Here is a 22544-nt window from a genome sequence, read left to right as displayed (position 1 = left end):
TCACTCCAAAACCGATAAGAAAGGGCTTGGCACCTTTGGGCCTGCCTTTACCGACAGGACAACACCTCAAATGCTTAAAACACCTCTTTTCATCGAAAAACGCAACCTAACCGAAACCAGTGACTACTACTCGCTAGCCACATCATGCATTGGCCATATTGACAGAATGGACTATACGGGGTTTCCGATGCCGGACGAGTTCAATCAACTTCTGTCTTTAGATATTTACATCGGCCGCGGATCAAATGCTGGGCACCGAGCATTCTTTCACTCGAACTACGCGTTAAAGGAATTTGTCGCAACATGCCGGGATGCAGCCCAGTTGATTGGCTTTCATGAGCTCGATGGACTGCTGCAGGACTTTGGGAAATGGTCTTCCCGCCTCATGCCTTGGACACGCCGAACTGCAAGCTCAAGTAGGTCGATAAGAAACACCAAACTTGAAAAACAACTTGAGGAATTTGACAGCAGGTTGCTGTGGGAAGCGCAGCCGTTGCGCCTAAGTGAAATAACTCAAAACGCTCGCGCGGAAGCTGCCGGTTGGGTTAACGAAAGAGCACCCAGCGATGCCTTACCCATTTACGAACAATATTATTTTTATTGCTCCGCATGGTTTCTTGGCAATGTCCCCCTGAAAGTGTTCGACGATTACGAAAGCCGCATTGCTGCCCTGGAGGAGTTCAGTCAGCCCCCTCCTAACCAATGACATTTCTCGCATTGCTCCCGCCCCTCATCCACTACGGTTTCCACTTTATCGCCCCTTTCCCGGTTGCCCGCCTTCTCTTTGGCCGCCAGCGCTGACTGATGGCCGCCGGGCTGATGATCCTGGCAAAGTGATTGATGCCGACCACCTGCTGGCTACGCCGATCTTCGACCCGAACCGCTGCAGCCTCAGCTTTCACCCGCTGCACTCAGGCCTTGCTGCCGCCGCTTACGCCGCTGCACTGCTGGTGCCGAGCTGGAAAATCCGCGCCCTGGCGCTGGGTGCCCTGTGGCACCTGGGAACTGACGGGCTGGACTGCGGGATGCAGGGGACATGGTGACCAAGCCCCTTTCATCCTCCTTTAGCAGGGCTTCCGCTCAACCACTCGGTCGGCACCAGCAGTCCGGGCAGCCTCCATCTTACGCCCTCGCCGTTTCCGGCTGTATATATTCATTGCCGCCAGAACACAGGTAACAAGGAACACCCCAGCCATCAGCGGATGAGTTACGTCCTCGCCGAGACCAAAGACCCGGTCCAACGCAGCTATAATCGCGACGACGGGCAAACATACGACAAAGGCCGTTAATTGAACGATCAAACTCCACTTGAGCAGTCAGATCAGAAATTTGACATAGAGCACTAAGGCAAATACGAGCAGCAACAAGATAGCCAAAATGCCAATGGCGACCCCCGCGGAAACTAATGTAACTTCCAACAGCTCGAGCCTCTTCTTGAGTAGCCTATCTAGCGCCCCTTTGCTTTAAGTGACAAGTGCTGCCGCCTCACTCCCACTTGTAGTTAAAACTCACTGAAATCCGCTCTTCCTCGGCCATGTTCAGCGGCACCTCGTGGCGGATGAAGCTCTCCCACAGCAGCACATCGCCCACCGCGGGCGACTGATAGACAAATGTCTTCAGCTCCTGGCGGCAGTCCTTCAGGCGCGGCGGGTGCGCCATCATCATCGCGTGGCGCGGGTCTTCCAGTTTCAGGGCAGAGGCGCCATCGGGCATCGACACGTAAGTGGTGCCCGAGATCACCGAATGCGGGTGGATGTGGCTGGCGTGGGTGCCGCCTTCGGGCAGGATGTTGATCCACAGATCCTCCAGCACCAAGTTGCGGCCGTCCAGATCCAGCTCCAGATCCTTGGCAAAGGCCGCCACATGCAGATCCAGCGATTTCACCACATCAGCAAAGATCGGGAACCGCCAGGGCAAATCCGTCAGCGAGGCATAGGAGGTATAGCCCGGGTAGCCGTTCTCCTCGCACCAGTCCTGGCCTGCGTCGTCGTCGCCGGCGATCACAAGACAGGAGTTTTCCAGTTCCTGCGCGTCAACCTTGGGTCCGTATTCGGACAGCTGCGCGCGGTAGAGGCGGGTCACGAAGAGCGAGTCAATCTGGGCCATACCGGTCTGATACCCCAGCGCCCGCCCCTTGGCGAGCAGCATCCGCACCGCAACCCCGCTTCTTTCTGGTGGAAAATACTCCGGGGGAGCCACCGCAGGCGGCGGGGGCGGCGCCCCCATTCTGCGCAGGCGCAGACCGGTGCCTGTGCCGCCGGGCGCCCCGGGTCAAACCCCGCCCGCCACAGAGTTGGGGCAACCGCGGTGCGCCTTGGGCATGCCCACGTGGTGCGGGTTCTGCACAAGGTACCAGACCGGCGCATAACCCCGTGCCTGGGTCCGGGAATATGTGCAGCCTTCCGGAGTGATCCAATGCACAGCGGTGCCGCCTGCCGAGACATAGCCCGATTGCGGCGCAGCGGCCGTTTCCGCTGGCGGCCCGCCCGCGGGGGCCGGGGAAAAGGCCATTGAGACCGACCCGCGGTCCGGCGCGGAAGAGCCGCAGGCCGAGGTCAGCAAAAGACAGGAGGCAGAGATCAGCATACGCATTAGAGAGTACTCCAAACAATCAGGCGCCCCTGCCGCTGAGGCCCGGCAAACTGAAAAACCTCCTGCCGGCGGGGCACATTAACAACCACGGCCCAACAATAGGAACAAAATGTGAACAAATGATGTGCGGCCAGAGACATCCGCATCGGCCGCAATCCATTCTGCAGAGGATGTCAAAGCTTCTCAGCCAAAGAAAAACCCCCGCTGATCGCTCAGCGGGGGTTCTTAATTTTAACAACCGGCTGCGCTGCCGCGCAGGCGGCGGCAAAGCCGCCGTTTACCAGTCTTCGCGGACCACGACGCGGGTCTTGACCGGCAGCTTCATCGCGGCCAGGCGCAGGGCCTCGCGGGCGATTTCATCGCTGACGCCGTCGATCTCGAACATCACGCGGCCAGGCTTAACCTTGGCTGCCCAATAGTCCACGGAGCCTTTACCTTTACCCATACGGACTTCGGTCGGCTTCGAGGTCACCGGGGTGTCCGGGAAGATACGGATCCAAACACGGCCCTGACGCTTCATGTGGCGGGTCATGGCACGGCGGGCAGCCTCGATCTGGCGTGCAGTCACACGCTCAGGGGTGGTTGCCTTCAGGCCATAGGTGCCGAAGTTCAGGTCGGAACCGCCTTTTGCCAAGCCGTGGATCCGGCCCTTGTGCATTTTGCGGAATTTAGTGCGCTTTGGCTGAAGCATCTCAAATCCTCCTTAGCGACGGCCGCCACCAGCACCACGGGGTGCAGGGCCGTCCTGGATTTCTTGTGCTTTACGGTCACGCGCCGAAGGATCGTGCTCCATGATCTCGCCTTTGAAGATCCAGACCTTGATCCCGATGATCCCGTAGGGGGTCATCGCTTCGGAGTGTGCGTAATCGATGTCGGCACGCAGGGTGTGCAGCGGTACGCGGCCCTCACGGTACCATTCGGTACGCGCGATTTCCGCACCGCCCAGACGGCCAGCGACGTTCACCCGGATACCCAGGGCGCCCATGCGCATGGCGTTCTGCACGGCCCGTTTCATGGCACGGCGGAAGGACACACGGCGCTCCAGCTGCTGGGCGATGGACTCGCCGACCAGCTGAGCGTCCAGTTCCGGCTTGCGCACTTCAACGATGTTGAGGTGCAGCTCGGAGTCGGTCATCTTGGCAATCTTCTTGCGCAGGACTTCGATGTCCGCGCCTTTCTTGCCGATGATGACGCCCGGACGGGCGGTGTGAATGGTCACGCGGCATTTCTTGTGCGGGCGCTCGATGATGACGCGCGCAATGCCGGCCTGCTTGCATTCTTCCTTGATGAACTCGCGGATTTTCAGGTCCTCGAGCAGCAGATCACCGTAGTCTTTGGTGTCGGCGTACCAGCGGCTGTCCCAGGTGCGGTTGACCTGAAGGCGCATGCCGATCGGATTGACTTTCTGACCCATTAGGCTTGCTCCTCAACTTGACGCACCTTGATGGTGATCTCCGCGAACGGCTTCAGGATTTTGCCGAACCGGCCACGGGCACGCGGACGGCCGCGCTTCATGGTCAGGTTCTTGCCAACCCATGCCTCGGCGACGATCAGTTCATCGACGTCCAGGTTGTGGTTGTTTTCAGCATTCGCGATGGCGGACTGAAGGCATTTCTTCACGTCCTGCGCGATCCGCTTGTTGGAGAAAGTCAGGTCGGTCAGGGCCTTCTCGACTTTCTTGCCGCGGATCATCTGCGCCACCAGGTTCAGTTTCTGCGGCGAGGTACGGAGCATGCGCAGTTTTGCCATTGCTTCGTTGTCTGCCACGCGGCGGGGGTTCTTTTCCTTGCCCATGACTTACTTCCGCTTCGCTTTTTTGTCTGCGGCGTGGCCATAATAGGTGCGGGTCGGCGAGTATTCACCGAACTTCTGACCGATCATGTCTTCCGAGACGTTGACGGGGATATGCTTCTGGCCGTTGTACACACCAAAGGTCAGGCCGACGAACTGCGGCAGGATGGTGGAACGGCGCGACCAGATCTTGATCACTTCATTGCGGCCCGATTCACGCGCTGCTTCGGCCTTTTTCAGGACATAAGCATCAACGAAGGGGCCCTTCCATACGGAACGTGCCATGGATTAGCGGCCTTTCTTCTTGGCGTGGCGCGAGCGGACGATAAGCTTCTGCGACGCCTTGTTTTTGTTGCGGGTCCGTTTGCCCTTGGTCGGTTTGCCCCAGGGGGTCACCGGGTGGCGGCCACCGGAGGTCCGGCCTTCACCACCGCCGTGGGGGTGGTCGATCGGGTTCATGACGACACCACGCACGGAGGGACGCTTGCCCTTGTGGCGCATACGGCCGGCTTTACCGAAGTTCTGGTTCGAGTTGTCCGGGTTCGACACGGCACCGACGGTGGCCATGCATTCCTGACGCACCAGGCGCAGTTCGCCCGAGGACAGGCGGATCTGAGCGTAACCGCCGTCACGGCCAACGAACTGAGCATAAGTACCGGCTGCACGGGCGATCTGGCCGCCTTTGCCGGGCTTCATTTCGATGTTGTGAACGATGGTACCGATCGGCATGCCCGAGAACGGCATTGCGTTGCCCGGCTTGATGTCGGCTTTTGCAGACGCGACGACCTTGTCGCCAACAGCCAGACGCTGCGGCGCCAGGATGTAGGCTTGCTCGCCGTCTTCGTATTTGATCAGCGCGATGAATGCGGTCCGGTTCGGGTCGTATTCGATCCGCTCAACGGTGGCCGCTACATCAAATTTGTTCCGTTTGAAGTCAACGATCCGGTAGAGGCGCTTTGCGCCGCCGCCACGGCGGCGTGCAGTGATCCGTCCGGTGTTGTTCCGGCCGCCCGATTTGGTCAGGCCCTCAGTGAGGGATTTGACCGGACGCCCTTTCCAAAGCTCCGAACGGTCGATCAGAACCAGCCCACGCTGGCCCGGCGTCGTCGGTTTATACGACTTGAGTGCCATGCTTTCTGTCTTCCGTTTAGCGTGCAGGCCCTTAGGTTCTTGTCTTTGGACCCGCTATGTTTAAGGCCCCCGTAGGTGCCTGAGTTATAGGGCCCCGAAGGTCCCCAGGTTCGAACATCCTGACAAACGTAACGACCCCGGAGCGAATCCGGGGCCTTCAGGATGGATGGCGTGTAGCAGAGGTGTTTGGGGGAGTCTAGGGGTAAGCGAGACAATCAAACACTTGATGGAAGAGTCCTCGTAAAACTCCCGATATGCCCCTCAATGGCGTCGGCAAAGGTTCGGGCTGCGACGTCCCAACGATCAACAGCCCTTAAAAGGTTGGCCCGCGTTGACGGGTCAGCAGGATCTAGACCAACCAAAGCGCCAGTCAATGATGCAATACTCTCACGATAACTGTCAGACGCTTCGACCATATCACTGCTAACATTATCAACTTGAGTGACAGTTCCAGACAAACGAAGCAAAGCCTTTTGCAGAGACTGAAGTTGTTCAACTGAGGGCGCTCTATCCTTATTCGCTCGGCTAGGAACTGTTGAGTAGATTAAATCTAGAACCTCTAGCTGCTGTGCTTCAACAGCCTTGTACTGCTCAGCAACCCTCTTAGTCACCCAGTCCCGATGATCAAAGAAGCCATAGTACAGCAGGCTTCCCAACGTAAAAAGGATCGAGACTATGGAAACGACATTCCAGATAAAGCGCACCGGCGCACTGGCTTGATATATTTCACGTATTGCTCGCAACATAACAAGTTACTCCACTACAGCATCAGTGGTCGCACGAGTACGCTCTTTCACTTCCCCCAACCTTTCACAGACTCGCGCGATTTCTTCTTCCCCCATCAAATTAAGGATACCAAAGAGCCGATCCTCAATCAAACGTGGGAACTCGTCATCTTCCGGGCACTTAGTGTTTTTGACGTTAATGGACAGTGCGCCACCTGTTGCACCCTGCGCACGTTGTCTCGCCTCATCAGCGATTTCTTGCGCGCTAACCGCTCCAGAAAAAGCAAGGAGGACGCTCAGAAGCATGGGCGTAACACTTCGAGCGGCAATCTGAACAACACCTGGCGAGTTCAACCGCGCGTGTAACATAAGTTCAGATTCGTCAAATGCCAGGAATAATGCCTCCACAAATTCAGTTGCCGTGCCCTCACCACGCTCAAGTTTCTGGAGGTTGTCTTCAACAAGGTTAGCGACTCCACTCAAAATCGCCGCATCAGCAGGACGAAATACGTCGCTCGGAATATCTACTTCTACCTGTGTCACGCCCCCCTTAATCGAGAATGAACCGTAGAACAGCCGGTAGACCCGTTCTGAAAGGCCGTCCTCAAGTTCAGTGACCACACTTTGACGTGACTTCGCTTCCAGAATTTCTGGAGGCACAAGGCGCATCGGCACCCGCTTGATATTTTGCACAGGTCGGCCAAGATACTTGAAGGCCTTAGCCTTACCGCCCCCCTGGAACACCTTTCTTGGCTCATTTGGGTCACCAAGCTCGCAAAAGAAACCCTGACCTGACAAATCTGAGTTCGGAACGAAAATCACTGTCCCTTTAGGCAGATCCCACAAGATCAGGGTAGTGTTATCGATATAGCTATCGTGGTAACGACGCTTTTCTTCCCCAGCATAATCATCCAGCGAAACAGAATACTCGGTCGCGCGGCGGTCAGCCTCATTCAGGTCAAGCCAATCCCGCAGAGATCGAGCACGATTAACCTGCAAATCAATGTTCCGAGCATCTCGAGGACTAGTTCCATCTGGTACAATCAGCTCGGGAAGATCAGAGGAAATCACGCCATGACCAAGAAATGGGCCGAAAAGATGGTAACCTTTTCCCGGGTGTACCATATACGCACGTTGCCGTTCCTCAAGGATCGCGGTTTGCAAATCAACTTTATGCAAAAATCTTCCTCCCGAAATTGGGCACACTATCTTTGGAACAGCCAAGCAGCGCAACCAAAACTAGAAGCGATAAGATCTACCTCTCGTCAAAAAGGCCCCCGCTTGGCAGCGAGGGCCTCTCAATCTTGTCAAAAAGGCAGATCTCAGAGTCCGGTGGACACGTCGATGGTGTTGCCTTCTTCCAGGGTCACATAGGCTTTTTTCACGTCCTTGCGGCGGCCGGTCTGGCCGCGGAAACGCTTGACCTTACCCTTGGTGACGGTGGTGTTGACCGCTTTCACCTTGACGCCAAAGAGAGCCTCAACGGCTTCCTTGATCATCGGCTTGTTGGAGTCGATTGCCACTTCGAACACCACTGCGCCGTTTTCAGACGCCATGGTGGATTTCTCGGTGATGATCGGCTTGCGGATCACGTCGTAGTGTTCTGCTTTCGCGCTCATTTCAGGCGAGCCTCCAGTGCTTCGACACCTGCTTTGGTGATCACCAGGGTGTCACGCTTCAGGATGTCATAGACGTTGGCACCGATGGTCGGCAGGATGTCCAGACCTTCGATGTTGCGGGACGCTTGCAGGAAGCCTTCGTTCACGGCAGCGCCGTCGATGACCAGAGCGCGTTTCCAGCCCAGGTTCTTCACCTGTTTGGCCAGAGCGGCGGTCTTGCCCTCAGCTGCGGCGTCCTCGATGATGACCAGTTCACCCGCTTTTGCTTTGGCGGACAGCGCGTGGCGCAGGCCCAGCTTGCGGAACTTCTTGGTCAGCTCGTGGCCGTGCGAACGCGGAGTCGGACCCTTGTAGATACCACCCTTGCGGAAGATCGGCGCGTTGCGGTCACCGTGGCGTGCGCCGCCGGTGCCCTTCTGGCGGTAGATCTTCTTGGTCGAGTAGGAGGTCTCCGAGCGGGTCTTCACCTTGTGGGTGCCGGCCTGCGCGTTGTTGCGCTGCCAGCGGACCACGCGGTGCAGGATGTCCGCACGCGGCTCCAGGCCGAACAGGTCTTCGGACAGTTCGATGTCGCCTGCCTTGGCGCCGTCCAGTTTGATCACGTCAAGTTTCATGCTTCACCACCTTCCGCGGGAGCTTCCGCAGTTTTCAGAGCGGCCGGGAAAGGCAGACCCTCGGGGGCTTTCTTCTTCACGGCGTCCTTGACGGTAACCCAGCCGGATTTCGGGCCCGGTACGGCGCCCTTGATGAAGACCAGGCCGCGCTCGGCGTCGGTTTTCACCACTTCCAGGTTCTGGGTGGTCACGCGGGCAGCGCCCATGTGGCCGGCCATTTTCTTGCCTTTGAAGACGCGGCCGGGGTCCTGACACTGACCGGTCGAACCGTGCGAACGGTGCGAGATCGACACACCGTGCGAGGCGCGCAGACCGCCGAAGTTGTGACGCTTCATTGCACCTGCAAAGCCTTTACCGATCGAGGTGCCGGTGACGTCCACTTTCTGGCCAGCCAGGAAGTGTTCGGCCGAGATCTCGGCGCCGACTTCAATCAGGCCGTCCGCGGGAACGCGGAATTCGGCCAGCTTGCGCTTGGGTTCCACCTTGGCAGCAGCGAAGACACCGCGCATGGCTTGCGAAGTACGCTTTGCCTTGGCAGAGCCTGCACCCAGCTGAACAGCGGTGTAGCCGTCTTTTTCCTCAGTACGCTGAGCAACAACCTGCAGGCCGTCCAGGGACAGAACGGTCACAGGGATCTGCTTGCCGTCTTCCAGGAACAGGCGGGTCATGCCCACTTTTTTAGCGATAATACCGGAACGCATAATCTATACCCTCCGATCTTACGACTGCAGCTTGATTTCGACGTCAACGCCGGCGGCCAGGTCGAGCTTCATCAGCGCGTCCACGGTCTGCGGGGTCGGGTCGACGATGTCGAGAAGGCGCTTGTGGGTGCGGATCTCGAACTGGTCGCGGGATTTCTTGTCGACGTGGGGGCCACGCAGAACAGTGAATTTCTCGATCTTGTTCGGCATCGGGATCGGGCCGCGCACTTGCGCGCCGGTCCGCTTGGCAGTGTTGACGATCTCTTGCGTGGACGCATCCAGCACGCGATAGTCAAATGCCTTCAGCCGGATACGGATGTTTTGGCTTTGCATCGTACAGCCTTTTATTCAGGCGTTGGGGTTGAGAGGAGGGCCTGCGACCACCGCAACCCCTCATCGAACCCAAAAGGCGGGAATCATCCCGCCCCTATTCGCACTTGGCGAACTCGCGCCCTATACGCCTGAAAGTGCAGTGTGGCAAGGGGTTTCGCACCGAAACCGTTGCGTTTGAGGCGTGCGGTAGGTTTGAGGTTTGTTAGACTTCCTAAAGGGCCGGTTACAGCGGGCAGGTTGCCCACCGTACACTGTTGAAAGGGAAGTGTAGCAAACGCCTCCTGTCAATTCAGCAGTACTGCGTGAAGAACCCACGCTAAACTCGTCTACTAGTCTTGCCGAGTGAGCTTCCATATCACTGCACGGTTCCCCGCCTCACCAGTAGAAGTTCCAACAACAGTAAGGCTGTCTGAGCTAACATCGCTGGCTTTGCTAAAAAGATATCCCCCTGTCTTGCTCAGCCTGCCAAGCAATTTCCAAGACCCATCCGTCTTCCTGATAAAGGCATTCTGCGCTCCAGAACCCTTCACGTATCCCACAAGAGTTGTCCCCAGACGGTTAACTGCCAAAGCTCCGCTTTTCTTAAACTCAGCTACAGAAAACAATACCTGTTTCTTACCCATTGGGTGCCAGTAGAATACCTTACTTCTGCTATTTGACCCTGCTTCGCCAACAATAACCGAGCCGTCCAAGGAAGCATCATGCGCATACATAAGTTTTTCCCCCTGCACCGATTTTAGCAAAACAACTCCCTCACTGGCTGTCCATCGAAAAGCCCGGGATCCTACGCGCCCGACAATGACTTGGCCGTCGCCACTGACGCCAAGAGCCGCACTGTCTCTGTGAAGATCTTCGGTCTCAATAAAAGTTATTCCGCTATCGGCGGTCCAGCGAAAAGCACTGCGACCTCCAAGGCCGACAGCGCTGCCAACAACAACTGTACCATCTGCACTCACTCCAGTTGCACCAATTTCCCTGTGCCCATCGACCTCACCGAGGCTGACCATGCCCGTTTCTTTTGTCCACCGGAACGCACGCCAGCCAGCTTCACTGCCACTCTTGCCTACAATTGTTGAACCATCAGCGCTTATAGCCCTGGCCTGGCTCTCAGTTCCTCCAGGCAGGACCCCGAGACTGACCATCCCCTGCTCTTCAGTCCACATAAATGCGCGCTCTCCAACCGAAGAGCCGCTCACACCAACGACAATGCGGCCATCATCGCTTACCGCTCTTGCGAAGCTGCTTTCCCCGCCTTTCAGAACCCCCAGATCGCAGATAACCACGCCTTCGATGTTGCTCTCCACTGGCGCTTCACAGGTCGCAGCAGAAACATCGGGGCTGGAAAACAATTGCACCAAAGAAACCAAAGATGACGCAATGAGCGTCCGAAAATTATTGAACATCTAAAATGCCTTGCTGAAAACAAATGACGATAACGGCAGTGCCGCACCCGGCTTGAAGACAATAACAAAGTGACCATTTTCGCCACAACGAAAAAGGGCCGCTCGGATGAGCGGCCCTTTCTATCAAGTATCAGGAAACCTGATTACTCAATGATTTTGGACACAACGCCGGCGCCGACGGTGCGGCCGCCTTCGCGGATGGCGAAGCGCAGGCCGTCTTCCATCGCGATCGGGGCGATCAGCTCAACCGCGAACTTCAGGTTGTCGCCCGGCATCACCATCTCGGTGCCTTCCGGCAGGGTCACGGTGCCGGTCACGTCGGTGGTGCGGAAGTAGAACTGCGGACGGTAGTTCGCGAAGAACGGGGTGTGGCGGCCGCCTTCTTCCTTGGTCAGGATGTAGGCTTCGGCTTCGAACTTGGTGTGCGGGGTCACGGAACCCGGCTTGCACAGAACCTGGCCGCGCTCGACGGAATCACGGTCCACACCGCGCAGCAGGGCGCCGATGTTGTCGCCGGCTTCACCGCGGTCCAGCAGCTTGCGGAACATTTCCACGCCGGTGCAGGTGGTTTTCGAAGTGTCTTTGATGCCGACGATTTCGATTTCGTCGCCAACGTTGATCACACCGCGCTCGACACGGCCGGTCACAACGGTGCCGCGGCCGGAGATCGAGAACACGTCTTCGATCGGCATCAGGAACGGCTGGTCAACCGCGCGCTCGGGGGTCGGGATGTACTCGTCCACGGCCGCCATCAGCTCTTTGATCTTCTCTTCGCCGATGTTGGCGTCGCGGCCTTCCATCGCCGCCAGGGCGGAACCGGCGATGATCGGAATGTCGTCGCCCGGGAACTCGTAGGAGGACAGCAGCTCGCGGACTTCCATTTCCACCAGCTCCAGCAGCTCTTCGTCGTCGACCTGGTCAACTTTGTTCATGAAGACAACCAGGGCCGGAACGCCAACCTGGCGGGCCAGCAGGATGTGCTCGCGGGTCTGCGGCATCGGGCCGTCAGCGGCGTTCACAACCAGGATCGCGCCGTCCATCTGGGCTGCGCCGGTGATCATGTTCTTGACGTAGTCGGCGTGGCCGGGGCAGTCGACGTGCGCATAGTGGCGCGCTTCGGTTTCATATTCGACGTGCGCGGTCGAGATGGTGATGCCGCGGGCTTTTTCTTCCGGTGCGCCGTCGATCTGGTCGTAGGCTTTGAAGTCACCGAAGTATTTGGTGATAGCCGCGGTCAGAGTGGTCTTGCCGTGGTCAACGTGGCCAACGGTGCCGATGTTGACGTGCGGTTTATTACGTTCAAACTTTTCCTTAGCCATGATGGCCTCCTTTTGTTTCGAGAGGGGCACGCAACGGCTGCGGACCCCTCAATTTTCTGACGCTTACGCGTATTTCGCCTGGATCTCGTCGGAGATGTTCTGCGGCACCGGATCGTAGTGATCGAACTGCATGGTGAACTGGGCGCGGCCCGAGCTCATCGAACGCAGGGTGTTGATGTAGCCGAACATGTTCGCCAGCGGCACAAAGGCGTCGATGGCGATTGCGTTGCCGCGGTTCTCCTGGCCGGACACCTGGCCGCGGCGGGAGGTCAGGTCGCCGATGATGCCGCCGGTGTATTCTTCCGGGGTGATCACTTCGACCTTCATGATCGGTTCCAGCAGCTTGGCGCCAGCTTTCTTCATGCCTTCGCGCATGCCCATGCGGGCGGCGATTTCAAAGGCCAGAACGCTGGAGTCCACGTCGTGGAACTTACCGTCGATCAGGGCAACTTTGAAGTCGATCACGGGGAAGCCGGCCAGCGGGCCGCTGTCCATGACGGACTGGATGCCTTTTTCAACACCGGGGATGTATTCCTTCGGAACCGCACCGCCGACGATGCGGGATTCGAAGGAGTAGCCTTCGCCGGCTTCGGTCGGCGAGATGATCAGCTTCACCTCGGCGAACTGGCCCGAACCACCCGACTGCTTCTTGTGGGTGTAGGAGTGCTCGACCTCTTTGGAGATGGTCTCTCGGTAGGCCACCTGCGGCGCACCGATGTTGGCTTCCACCTTGAACTCGCGCTTGAGGCGGTCAACCAGGATGTCCAGGTGAAGTTCGCCCATGCCCTTCATGATGGTCTGACCGGATTCCAGGTCGGTTTCCACACGGAAGGACGGGTCTTCGGCGGCCAGACGGCCCAGACCCTGGGACATTTTCTCCTGGTCGGCCTTGGTTTTCGGCTCAACCGCGATCTCGATCACCGGATCCGGGAAGGTCATGGTTTCCAGAACAACCGGATCGTTGACGGCACAGAGGGTGTCACCGGTGGTGGTGTCCTTCAGGCCTGCCAGCGCGATGATGTCGCCTGCGAACGCTTCGGTGATTTCCTCGCGGTCGTTGGAGTGCATCATCATCATCCGGCCGACGCGCTCTTTCTTACCCTTGGTGGAGTTCAGAAGCGTGTCGCCCTTGTTCAGGACGCCGGAATAGATGCGGGTGAAGGTCAGCGAGCCGACAAACGGGTCGTTCATGATTTTGAACGCCAGGCCGGAGAACGCCATTTCATCGTCCGCACGGCGGGCAATGTTACGCTCTTCGGTTTCGTCACCGGGTTTGAAGCCCATGTAGTCGACAACGTCCAGCGGGCTGGGCAGGTAGTCGATCACGGCGTTCAGCAGCGGCTGCACACCTTTGTTCTTGAACGCGGAACCGCCCAGAACCGGAACAAACGCCAGCTCCAGGGTGCCCTTGCGCAGCAGTTTGCGCAGGGTGGCAACGTCGGGCTCTTCGCCTTCCAGGTAGGCTTCCATGGCGTCGTCGTCCATTTCGACGGCCGCTTCCACCATTTTGCCGCGCCATTCGTCAGCCATGTCTTTCAGGCTGTCACGGATCGGAGCTTTGATCCAGGATGCGCCCAGGTCTTCGCCCTGCCACAGCCATTCTTCCATGTTGACCAGGTCAACCAGGCCTTCCAGCTCATTCTCTGCGCCGATCGGAACACCAACCGGAACCGCGCGGGCGCCGGTACGGTCTTCGATCATGTTGACGCAGTTGAAGAAGTCGGCGCCGATCTTGTCCATCTTGTTGACGAACACCATGCGCGGAACCTTGTAGCGGTCAGCCTGACGCCACACGGTTTCGGTCTGGGGTTCAACACCGGCGTTGGCGTCCAGAACACAGACCGCACCGTCGAGAACCGCCAGCGAACGCTCAACTTCGATGGTGAAGTCAACGTGGCCGGGGGTGTCGATGATGTTCAGGCGGTGCTTGGGCGAGTCGGCGGTCTTACCGTCTTCGGTGCGTTCCCAGAAAGTGGTGGTCGCAGCCGAGGTGATGGTGATACCGCGTTCCTGCTCCTGCTCCATCCAGTCCATGGTGGCTGCACCGTCGTGCACCTCACCGATGTTGTGGGATTTACCAGTGTAATACAGGATGCGCTCGGAGCAGGTGGTTTTACCTGCATCGATGTGCGCCATGATACCGAAGTTACGGTACAGGTCGAGGGGATATTCGCGTGCCATAGGTCTATGTCCTCTAGCTTACCAGCGATAATGGGAGAAGGCTTTGTTGGCCTCTGCCATCTTGTGGGTGTCTTCGCGCTTCTTGACCGCGGTGCCACGGGACTGGACAGCGTCCAGCAGCTCGCCTGCGAGGCGCTCTTCCATGGTGTTTTCGTTGCGGTTGCGGGCAGCGGCGATCAGCCAGCGAATGGCCAGCGCTTCGCGGCGCTCGGGGCGGACTTCAACCGGAACCTGGTAGGTTGCACCGCCAACACGGCGGGAGCGGACCTCGACGGACGGTTTGATGTTGTCCAGGGCTTCGTGGAAGACCTCAACCGGAGCGCGCTTGATCTTGCCTTCGACGCGGTCGAACGCGTTGTAGACGATACGCTCTGCGACCGACTTCTTGCCGTCGATCATCAGGTTGTTCATGAATTTGGTCAGAACGCGGTCGCCGAATTTGGCGTCGGGCAGAACTTCGCGTTTTTCAGCGGCGTGACGACGTGACATATCAGCCTCTCCTTCTTACTTAGGACGCTTCGCGCCGTACTTCGAGCGGCGCTGCTTACGGTCTTTGACGCCCTGGGTATCCAGAACACCGCGCAGGATGTGGTAACGGACACCCGGAAGGTCTTTTACACGGCCGCCGCGGATCAGAACCACGGAGTGTTCCTGAAGGTTGTGGCTTTCACCGGGGATGTAGGAGATCACTTCGAAGCCGTTGGTCAGGCGGACCTTCGCAACTTTCCGCATAGCGGAGTTCGGTTTCTTCGGAGTGGTGGTGTACACGCGGGTGCAGACGCCGCGCTTTTGCGGGCACTGCTCGAGGTGCTGGGACTTCGAAACTTTACGCTTCGGCTGACGCGGCTTGCGGATCAGCTGCTGGATCGTTGGCATTCAGGTATTCCCCGTTTAGCAACTTGTCATGCACGCCGGCGCGTGCGGGTGATTTCGCTGCACCTGTGCGTCCACAAGCGCAAAAACCGCAATCGCTCCCATTCCGAGGTGAGACGACGCGGTGTGTTTACAGAGGATCCGGGTGATAAAAGTGCCCGGACCTTGAGCCACTGCAATTTTGAATTCGGCTGACGAAGAATACACTCCGGGTGCCGGATAGGCGCGCGTATATGGGGAGTCGCGGGGGTTGTCAACAGCGGCCCCTCCAGGATCCTGCCGGCCGCGGCCTGTTGCATCTTGCCCGGCCCCGGGGGGACCGGCATAGTCAGCGCACCCAGCATTGCACGCAAAATGGATTTAAACATGCAGGTCATCGGATTGTGCCGGTTTTCATACCCGGCCATCGGCGGATTTCAAGTGGAGCATGAAACGCTGGAAGAGCGTCTGGCCTATCTCTATGCCGAGGCCCGGATGGAGGAGCGGTTCCGGTTGTTTGAGACCGTAGCCCTGCCCTGCCTGCGGGAGCAGACAGACCAGGAATTTGACCTGATTCTGGTGATTGGCGGCAGCCTGCCCGGCAAGTACCGCGACCGGCTGGAGGCGCTGACAGCCGGAATGCCGCAGATCCGCATTCATGCTGAGCCGCCGCGCAAGCACCGGGAGGTCATGAAAGAGCTGCTAAACAATGCCCGGCAAAATCCCAAGGCCCCCTGCCTGCAATTCCGGTTCGACGATGACGACGCGGTGGCCACCGATTTTGTTGAACGCCTGCGCGAGACCGCTGATGACTGCGCAAAATTGTTCGCCCGCTCCTCAGCGGCGGCGATTGATTTCAACCGGGGCTATGTTGCCGAATTCGGCGCCGCAGGCATTGCCGCAGCGCCGGCCGTGCGCCCCTATTTCACCGCGGCGCTGGGGATGTATGCGGCAGGCGGCAGCCGCAAGACGATCATGAATTTCGCGCATCACAAGATCCACCACCACATGCCCTCGGTCACGATCACCGACGCGCCAATGTGGGTGCGCAGCCACAATGGCTATAACGATTCCCGCCAGTCCGGCGCCAAACCGGTGGATGTCACGCCGCTGACGCGGGAACAGCAAACGGAATTTGCCACTGTTTTTGGCATCAGGACTGCCAGCGTGAAACAAGCATTTGCCCAGGCTTAACCTGCCGCCGCTGCCGCCCGCGCAGCCTTGCGCTCGCGGTAGAAGGTGAACAGCCCGGCCCCAGCGACAATTGCCGCGCCGGCCAAGGTCAGCATATCCGGCCATTCGCCAAACACCGCCCAGCCCAGGATCAGCGCCCAGATCAGGCCGCTGTAGCGGAACGGCGCCACCACGGCGACCTCACCTACCCGCATCGTCATCACCGAACAGAGGTAGCCCGCAAAGATAAACACGGCCGCCCCCATCAGCGCCAGGAGGTCGGCAGTGCCAGCCGGCTGCCATTCGGTGGTGGCGGAGGCCGCAATGCCGAACACAAGCACCGAGACCGAGGCCGACAGCGTCACGGTCATGGACGGCACCTCGGCCGGCACCCGGCGGGTCACCAGGTCGCGGGCGGTGATGCAGGCCACCGCAGCCAGGGCATAAAGGGCACCGTTACTGAACCCGTCCGGGCCCGGGCGCACGATCAGCAACATCCCGGCAAAGCCCGCGGCAATAGCGGCCATCCGCCGCCAGCCCACCGGTTCCTGCAGGAACAAGGCGGCGCAAAGGGTCACGGTCAGGGGCAGCACCTGCAGTACCGCCGTCAGATTTGCCAGCGGCATCAGCATCAGGGCCGTGAGGAACAGATAGGTGCAAGCGACCTCGAAACCGCAGCGCAGCGCGATCATCGTCCAGGCCTTGCCGGACAGGCGGAGGCGCAGGCTTCCAAGGCGTCGGGCAAGAAACAGTATGAGAACGCTCGCGGCAATGCCCCGTATGGTCAGGATCTGCGCCAGCGGCAGGGAGGAGCTGACCAGCTTGACCAGCGCGTCGTTGAAGGTGAAGGCGGCCATACTGCCTGCCATCAGCAGAGCGCCGGCCTGATTGGGTGTCATGGCAGCAGTTCCCTGAGCCAATCCGGGTCAAAGCCGAAATGCCGCTCTAGCGCTTGATTGACCTGGCGCCGACGCCATTTGCGGGTGATCCCCATCTGCGCCGGATCGGATTTGTTGTCACCGTGAATTGTGCGCAGGAACGCAGGCACCGAGATGTCGGAGAATGTGTTGTAATGCTGCGCAATCTTGCGGTGATTGTAAGCATAGGGGTTGGCGTTGCTGCTGAGCGGCGCTACCAGCGACAGGCCGGCCGAAAGCGGCGAGCGTTCGCAGGTATCGTAGATCTCGCAGCCCTTGCTGGTTTTTTCCAGGTAAAGCCCGCGGTTATGCGCAATCATAAATGGCGTCTGCCCCTCGTCCTGGAGCGGGATCATGCCGCGCGCAAAAGCCTTGGTGCGTTTGATGAAATCACGGTCCAGCGCATCGTCATCATCCAGCCGGAACAGAACCCGGTGCGTCGCCCGGCGCAGGTGGACAAGCCCATAAGCCGCTTTCAGCTGCTGATAGTGAATGTCAGGGGCGGCGCCGTGACAGTAGATGTTGCTGAAGGGCTCTGTCAGATCCAGCAGCCGCTGAAGGTAAGGCGCCGGCAGATCCTGCGAAGTCAGCACAATCAGCCGGAAACTGCTGTCGGTTTGTTGTGTCAGAGACCGCAGGCACAGGTTTTCAAACAGCCGGAAGCGCAGCTCCATCCGCTCCGGTGAGAACAGGTGCTCTGCCTTTTCGTCCAGGGTCTTGAACCGGTCCGAATAGTAATCTGTGCTGAGGACGGAAAACCGCACCAGCCCGATCATCCGAAGCCTGATATCCATCGGCGCCCCCTGCCCGCGGAATATGTGCTGATCCGCTTCCCTCAACCAACACATAGCCGCGGTTCAGAACACAAAAAAGCCCCCGCATGTGGCATACGGGGGCTTTTTCATGACTTTCGGCGCCAGGGATTAGTCGCGGCTTTCCGGAGTGTCGACCAGGTTGTCCAGGCCGCCCTCGTCCACCACGCCGTCGTCCATCACCGGCGCAGCCAGGGCTGCAGCGGCTTCGGCTTCCTCGCGGCGGGCTTCCAGAACCACGTTGTCGCGGCCCTGGGCGATCTGACGCACCCGCTGGGTGGCGCCGCCGGTGCCGGCCGGGATCAGGCGGCCCACGATGACGTTCTCCTTGAGGCCGACCAGCTTGTCCTTCTTGCCCTGCACCGAGGCCTCGGTGAGAACCCGGGTGGTCTCCTGGAAGGAGGCTGCCGAGATGAAGGAGCGGGTCTGCAGCGACGCCTTGGTGATGCCGAGCAGGATCGGTTCGCCCTGCGCCGGACGCTTGCCGCGGGCAAGGGCCTTCTCGTTGGCGGCGTCGAACTCCTGCTTGTCCACGTGTTCGCCTTTCAGCAGCGTGGTGTCGCCGGAGTCGGAGATCTCCCACTTCTGCAGCATCTGGCGGACGATCACCTCGATGTGCTTGTCGTTGATCTTCACACCCTGCAGGCGGTAGACGTCCTGAACCTCGTCGATCATGTAGTTCGCCAGTGCCTCGACACCCATGATGGACAGGATGTCATGCGGCGCCGGGTTGCCGTCCATGATGTAGTCGCCCTTCTGGACAAAATCACCTTCCTGAACCGGAATGTGCTTGCCCTTGGGCACCATGTATTCGACGGCTTCCATCGACTCGTCCGACGGCTCGATCGCGATACGGCGCTTGTTCTTGTAGTCGCGGCCGAAGCGCACGTAACCATCAATTTCGGCGATGATCGCGTGATCTTTCGGGCGGCGGGCTTCGAACAGTTCCGCAACGCGCGGCAGACCACCGGTAATGTCCTTGGTCTTGGCGCCTTCACGCGGGATACGCGCAACAACGTCACCTGCCATGATCTGCTGGCCGTCTTCGACCGACAGGATGGCGTCCACGGACATCGGATAGGTCAGCGGGTTGCCAGCATCGTTGCGCACCGGCTCGCCATTGCCGTCCACCAGGATGATTTCCGGCTTCAGGTCGGAACCTTTCGGAGCCGCACGCCAGTCGATCACGATCTTCTGGGTCATGCCGGTGGCTTCGTCGGTCTCGTCGCGGACCGCCAGGCCCGAGATCAGGTCGACATACTTAGCCGTACCCGGCTTCTCGGCGATGATCGGCAGGGTATAGGGATCCCATTCGAACAGCTTGTCGCCGCGGGCAACATTCTGGCCTTCCTTGACGAACAGCTTGGAGCCGTAGCCCAGCTTGTGGCTGGCGCGCTCTTCGCCGTGCTCGTCCTGGATGATCAGCTTCATGTTGCGGCCGACGACCAGGGTCTCGCCGTTGGCGTTCTCCAGGGTCTGCGGCATCTCGAAGACGATCTTGCCTTCCTGGCTTGCTTCCAGGAACGACTGCTGGCCACCCTGGGCAACGCCGCCGATGTGGAAGGTCCGCATGGTCAGCTGGGTGCCGGGTTCACCGATCGACTGCGCCGCGATGATGCCGACGGCCTCGCCGGTGTTGACGCGGGTGCCGCGGGCCAGGTCACGGCCGTAGCACATGGCGCAGACGCCCTCTTCGCTCTCACAGGTCAGCGGCGAGCGGATGCGGGTCGACTGAACGCCGGCCTCTTCCACTGCGTCGGACATGCGCTCATCGATCAACTGGCCTGCGGCCACGATGATCTCGTCGGTGCCAGGACGCTTGATGTCATCCGCAGCCACACGGCCCAGGATGCGCTCGCCCAAGCTGGCCACGACCTCGCCGTCGTTCACAGCCGCTTCTGCGGTGATCGCACGCTCGGTGCCGCAATCGATCTCGCGAACGATGCAGTCCTGCGCCACGTCCACCAGACGGCGGGTCAGGTAACCCGAGTTCGCCGTCTTAAGCGCGGTATCCGACAGACCTTTACGGGCACCGTGGGTCGAGTTGAAGTACTCGAGAACGGTCAGGCCTTCTTTAAAGTTCGAGATGATCGGAGTCTCGATGATGTCGCCGTTCGGCTTGGCCATCAGGCCGCGCATGCCACCCAGCTGCTTCATCTGCGTAACCGAGCCACGCGCACCAGAGTGGGCCATCATGTAGACCGAGTTCGGTTCCATCACGGCGCCGTTTTCGTCCCGCTTGTCAGCGGAGATCGAGCCCATCATCGCCTCGGTGACCTTGTCGTTACACTTCGACCAGGCGTCGACAACTTTGTTGTACTTTTCGCCCTGGGTGATCAGGCCGTCCATGTACTGCTGTTCAAAGTCTTTCACCTGATCGCGGGTGTCGTCGACGATGGTCCACTTGCCGTCCGGGATCACCATGTCGTCCTTGCCGAACGAGATGCCGGCCTTGAACGCTTCGCGGAAACCCATGGTCATGATCTGGTCACAGAAGATAACCGACTCTTTCTGGCCGCAGTAGCGGTAGACGGTGTCGATGACCTGCTGAACCTCTTTCTTCCGCAAGAGGCGGTTGACCAGTTCAAACGGCGCCTTGGCGTTTTTCGGCAGCAGCGCGCCCAGGCGGACACGGCCCGGGGTGGTCTCAAAGCGCTTGAGAACCTCGTTGCCTTCCTCATCAATCTGAGTAATCCGCGCAGTGATCTTGGTGTGCAGGTGCACTTCGCCGGCGTCCAGCGCGTGCTGAACCTCGTCGATGGTGCCAAAGATCTTGCCTTCACCGGGCATGCCTTCGCGTTCCAGGGTCACATAGTAGAGACCCAGGATCATATCCTGCGACGGAACGATGATCGGTGCGCCGTTTGCGGGCGACAGAACGTTGTTGGTCGACATCATCAGGACGCGCGCTTCCAGCTGGGCCTCAAGGCTCAGCGGGACGTGAACAGCCATCTGGTCGCCGTCGAAGTCCGCGTTGAACGCCGAGCAGACCAGCGGGTGCAGCTGGATCGCCTTGCCTTCGATCAGCGTGGGTTCGAACGCCTGGATACCCAGACGGTGAAGCGTCGGCGCGCGGTTCAGCATCACCGGGTGCTCGCGGATCACCTCATCCAGGATATCCCAAACCTCGGGACGCTCTTTTTCGACCAGTTTCTTCGCCTGTTTCACAGTCGAAGACAGACCCTTGGCTTCAAGGCGCGAGTAGATGAAGGGCTTGAACAGCTCCAGCGCCATCTTCTTGGGCAGGCCGCACTGGTGCAGCTTCAGTTCCGGACCGGTCACAATCACCGAACGGCCGGAGAAGTCGACGCGCTTACCCAGAAGGTTCTGACGGAAGCGGCCCTGCTTGCCTTTCAGCATGTCGGACAGCGACTTCAGCGGTCGCTTGTTAGCGCCGGTGATGACGCGGCCGCGGCGGCCGTTGTCGAACAGCGCGTCAACGGATTCCTGCAGCATCCGCTTTTCATTGCGGACGATGATGTCCGGCGCGCGCAGTTCGATCAGCCGCTTCAGGCGGTTGTTCCGGTTGATCACGCGGCGGTACAGGTCGTTCAGGTCGGAGGTCGCAAAGCGGCCACCGTCCAGCGGAACCAGCGGGCGCAGTTCCGGCGGAATGACCGGGATCACGGTCATGATCATCCATTCCGGACGGTTGCCCGATTCCAGGAAGGATTCCACAACTTTCAGACGCTTGATGATCTTCTTGGGCTTCAGTTCGCCGGTTGCTTCGGCCAGTTCGGCGCGCAGCGTTTCGGCTTCCGATTCCAGGTCGATCTGGGCCAGCATGTCACGGATCGCTTCAGCGCCGATGTTGGCGGTGAAGGCGTCCATGCCATAGGCGTCCTGGGCGTCCATGTACTCTTCTTCGGTCATCATCTGACCGTAGCTGAGGTCGGTCAGGCCCGGCTCGATGACAACGTAGTTTTCAAAGTACAGAACCCGTTCCAGATCGCGCAGGGTCATGTCCAGCATCAGGCCGATGCGGGACGGCAGCGACTTCAGGAACCAGATGTGCGCAACGGGTGCGGCCAGTTCGATGTGGCCCATGCGCTCGCGGCGCACTTTCTGCAGGGTGACCTCGACGCCGCATTTTTCGCAGACGACGCCACGGTACTTCATCCGCTTATATTTGCCGCACAGGCATTCGTAGTCTTTGATCGGGCCGAAGATGCGGGCGCAGAACAGGCCGTCGCGCTCCGGCTTGAAGGTCCGGTAGTTAATGGTCTCGGGCTTTTTGATTTCGCCATAGGACCAAGACAGGATCCGTTCCGGGCTGGCCAGCGAGACTTTGATTTCATCAAAGACCTTCGGCGGGGTCAGCGGGTTGAACGGGTTGTTGGTGATTTCCTGGTTCATTTTGATACCTCAAATCTTGCGGAAG

The 22544-nt window shown here is 59.2% G+C and carries 24 protein-coding genes; 3 read left to right on the top strand and 21 right to left on the bottom strand.

The window, feature by feature from the left end; all coding sequences use genetic code 11:
* Positions 1 to 70 precede the first annotated feature (70 nt).
* The gene (locus ACXAHG_RS02855) at positions 71 to 706 is read left to right on the top strand and encodes a DMP19 family protein (RefSeq protein ID WP_475055779.1); all 636 of its coding nucleotides are present in this window, start codon (positions 71 to 73) and stop codon (positions 704 to 706) included.
* 127 nt (positions 707 to 833) lie between these two features.
* Positions 834 to 1043 (top strand): DUF6122 family protein, encoded by a 210-nt coding sequence (locus ACXAHG_RS02850; protein WP_475040845.1) that lies wholly within the window; start codon positions 834 to 836, stop codon positions 1041 to 1043.
* A 442-nt stretch (positions 1044 to 1485) separates the two neighbouring features.
* Here ACXAHG_RS02850 and ACXAHG_RS02845 read toward each other — a convergent pair whose 3' ends face one another.
* From ACXAHG_RS02845 to rpsL, 18 genes are all read right to left on the bottom strand, one after another.
* Positions 1486 to 2106, bottom strand: a complete 621-nt coding sequence (locus ACXAHG_RS02845) for a TIGR02466 family protein (RefSeq protein ID WP_475055924.1) — start codon at positions 2104 to 2106, stop codon at positions 1486 to 1488.
* Between the two features lie 165 nt (positions 2107 to 2271).
* The gene (locus tag ACXAHG_RS02840) at positions 2272 to 2592 is read right to left on the bottom strand and encodes a hypothetical protein (RefSeq protein WP_475040842.1); all 321 of its coding nucleotides are present in this window, start codon (positions 2590 to 2592) and stop codon (positions 2272 to 2274) included.
* A 277-nt stretch (positions 2593 to 2869) separates the two neighbouring features.
* Positions 2870 to 3283, bottom strand: coding sequence for a 50S ribosomal protein L16 (rplP, locus tag ACXAHG_RS02835; protein ID WP_039125980.1), 414 nt, complete (start codon positions 3281 to 3283; stop codon positions 2870 to 2872).
* Between the two features lie 12 nt (positions 3284 to 3295).
* On the bottom strand, positions 3296 to 4006 hold the full coding sequence (gene rpsC, locus ACXAHG_RS02830; RefSeq protein ID WP_019297987.1) for a 30S ribosomal protein S3: 711 nt from the start codon (positions 4004 to 4006) through the stop codon (positions 3296 to 3298).
* On the bottom strand, positions 4006 to 4386 hold the full coding sequence (gene rplV, locus ACXAHG_RS02825; RefSeq protein ID WP_008557868.1) for a 50S ribosomal protein L22: 381 nt from the start codon (positions 4384 to 4386) through the stop codon (positions 4006 to 4008). The genes rpsC and rplV overlap by 1 nt, the downstream gene beginning before the upstream one ends.
* A gap of 3 nt (positions 4387 to 4389) precedes the next feature.
* Positions 4390 to 4668 (bottom strand): 30S ribosomal protein S19, encoded by a 279-nt coding sequence (rpsS, locus tag ACXAHG_RS02820; RefSeq protein WP_008554066.1) that lies wholly within the window; start codon positions 4666 to 4668, stop codon positions 4390 to 4392.
* A gap of 3 nt (positions 4669 to 4671) precedes the next feature.
* Complete coding sequence (gene rplB / locus ACXAHG_RS02815; protein ID WP_019297986.1) at positions 4672 to 5514, bottom strand: 50S ribosomal protein L2; 843 nt, start codon at positions 5512 to 5514, stop codon at positions 4672 to 4674.
* A gap of 215 nt (positions 5515 to 5729) precedes the next feature.
* The gene (locus ACXAHG_RS02810; RefSeq protein ID WP_475055777.1) at positions 5730 to 6260 is read right to left on the bottom strand and encodes a hypothetical protein; all 531 of its coding nucleotides are present in this window, start codon (positions 6258 to 6260) and stop codon (positions 5730 to 5732) included.
* 6 nt (positions 6261 to 6266) lie between these two features.
* Positions 6267 to 7418: a hypothetical protein gene (locus ACXAHG_RS02805; RefSeq protein WP_475055775.1), complete on the bottom strand. Its 1152-nt coding sequence runs from the start codon at positions 7416 to 7418 to the stop codon at positions 6267 to 6269.
* Between the two features lie 143 nt (positions 7419 to 7561).
* Entirely contained in the window at positions 7562 to 7858 is a 297-nt protein-coding gene (locus tag ACXAHG_RS02800; protein ID WP_475055774.1) for a 50S ribosomal protein L23, read from the bottom strand.
* Positions 7855 to 8472, bottom strand: coding sequence for a 50S ribosomal protein L4 (gene rplD / locus ACXAHG_RS02795; protein ID WP_475055773.1), 618 nt, complete (start codon positions 8470 to 8472; stop codon positions 7855 to 7857). Before rplD ends, ACXAHG_RS02800 begins: the two co-directional genes overlap by 4 nt.
* Positions 8469 to 9173 (bottom strand): 50S ribosomal protein L3, encoded by a 705-nt coding sequence (gene rplC / locus ACXAHG_RS02790; protein WP_475034380.1) that lies wholly within the window; start codon positions 9171 to 9173, stop codon positions 8469 to 8471. Before rplC ends, rplD begins: the two co-directional genes overlap by 4 nt.
* An 18-nt stretch (positions 9174 to 9191) precedes the next feature.
* Positions 9192 to 9506, bottom strand: coding sequence for a 30S ribosomal protein S10 (gene rpsJ, locus ACXAHG_RS02785; RefSeq protein WP_019298501.1), 315 nt, complete (start codon positions 9504 to 9506; stop codon positions 9192 to 9194).
* Between the two features lie 329 nt (positions 9507 to 9835).
* Complete coding sequence (locus tag ACXAHG_RS02780; RefSeq protein ID WP_475055772.1) at positions 9836 to 10909, bottom strand: hypothetical protein; 1074 nt, start codon at positions 10907 to 10909, stop codon at positions 9836 to 9838.
* Positions 10910 to 11052: 143 nt separating this feature from the next.
* Positions 11053 to 12228 carry an elongation factor Tu gene (gene tuf, locus ACXAHG_RS02775; RefSeq protein ID WP_475055770.1) on the bottom strand — a complete coding sequence of 392 codons (1176 nt, stop codon included), beginning with the start codon at positions 12226 to 12228 and terminating at the stop codon, positions 11053 to 11055.
* A 63-nt stretch (positions 12229 to 12291) separates the two neighbouring features.
* Positions 12292 to 14409, bottom strand: coding sequence for an elongation factor G (fusA, locus tag ACXAHG_RS02770; protein WP_475040831.1), 2118 nt, complete (start codon positions 14407 to 14409; stop codon positions 12292 to 12294).
* 18 nt (positions 14410 to 14427) lie between these two features.
* Positions 14428 to 14898, bottom strand: a complete 471-nt coding sequence (gene rpsG, locus ACXAHG_RS02765) for a 30S ribosomal protein S7 (protein ID WP_019298618.1) — start codon at positions 14896 to 14898, stop codon at positions 14428 to 14430.
* Positions 14899 to 14913: 15 nt separating this feature from the next.
* Positions 14914 to 15285: a 30S ribosomal protein S12 gene (gene rpsL / locus ACXAHG_RS02760; protein ID WP_008204009.1), complete on the bottom strand. Its 372-nt coding sequence runs from the start codon at positions 15283 to 15285 to the stop codon at positions 14914 to 14916.
* A 363-nt stretch (positions 15286 to 15648) separates the two neighbouring features.
* On the opposite strand from rpsL, the gene ACXAHG_RS02755 reads away from it, so the two are divergent.
* Positions 15649 to 16455 (top strand): putative rhamnosyl transferase, encoded by an 807-nt coding sequence (locus ACXAHG_RS02755; protein ID WP_475055769.1) that lies wholly within the window; start codon positions 15649 to 15651, stop codon positions 16453 to 16455.
* Here ACXAHG_RS02755 and ACXAHG_RS02750 read toward each other — a convergent pair.
* From ACXAHG_RS02750 to rpoC, 3 genes are all read right to left on the bottom strand, one after another.
* Positions 16452 to 17333, bottom strand: a complete 882-nt coding sequence (locus ACXAHG_RS02750) for a DMT family transporter (protein WP_475055768.1) — start codon at positions 17331 to 17333, stop codon at positions 16452 to 16454. The two genes, ACXAHG_RS02755 and ACXAHG_RS02750, sit on opposite strands and share 4 nt — an antisense overlap.
* A complete protein-coding gene (locus tag ACXAHG_RS02745) occupies positions 17330 to 18145 on the bottom strand; it encodes a glycosyltransferase (RefSeq protein WP_475055766.1) in 816 nt (271 codons plus the stop codon). Before ACXAHG_RS02745 ends, ACXAHG_RS02750 begins: the two co-directional genes overlap by 4 nt.
* Positions 18146 to 18274: 129 nt before the next feature.
* A complete protein-coding gene (rpoC, locus tag ACXAHG_RS02740; RefSeq protein ID WP_475055764.1) occupies positions 18275 to 22519 on the bottom strand; it encodes a DNA-directed RNA polymerase subunit beta' in 4245 nt (1414 codons plus the stop codon).
* Between the last annotated feature and the right edge of the window lie 25 nt (positions 22520 to 22544).

This window comes from Leisingera sp. ABD4_442, from assembly GCF_056160905.1.
The sequence above is the reverse complement of the archived record's forward strand: the minus strand, read 5'-3'. Positions and strand labels throughout refer to the sequence as shown.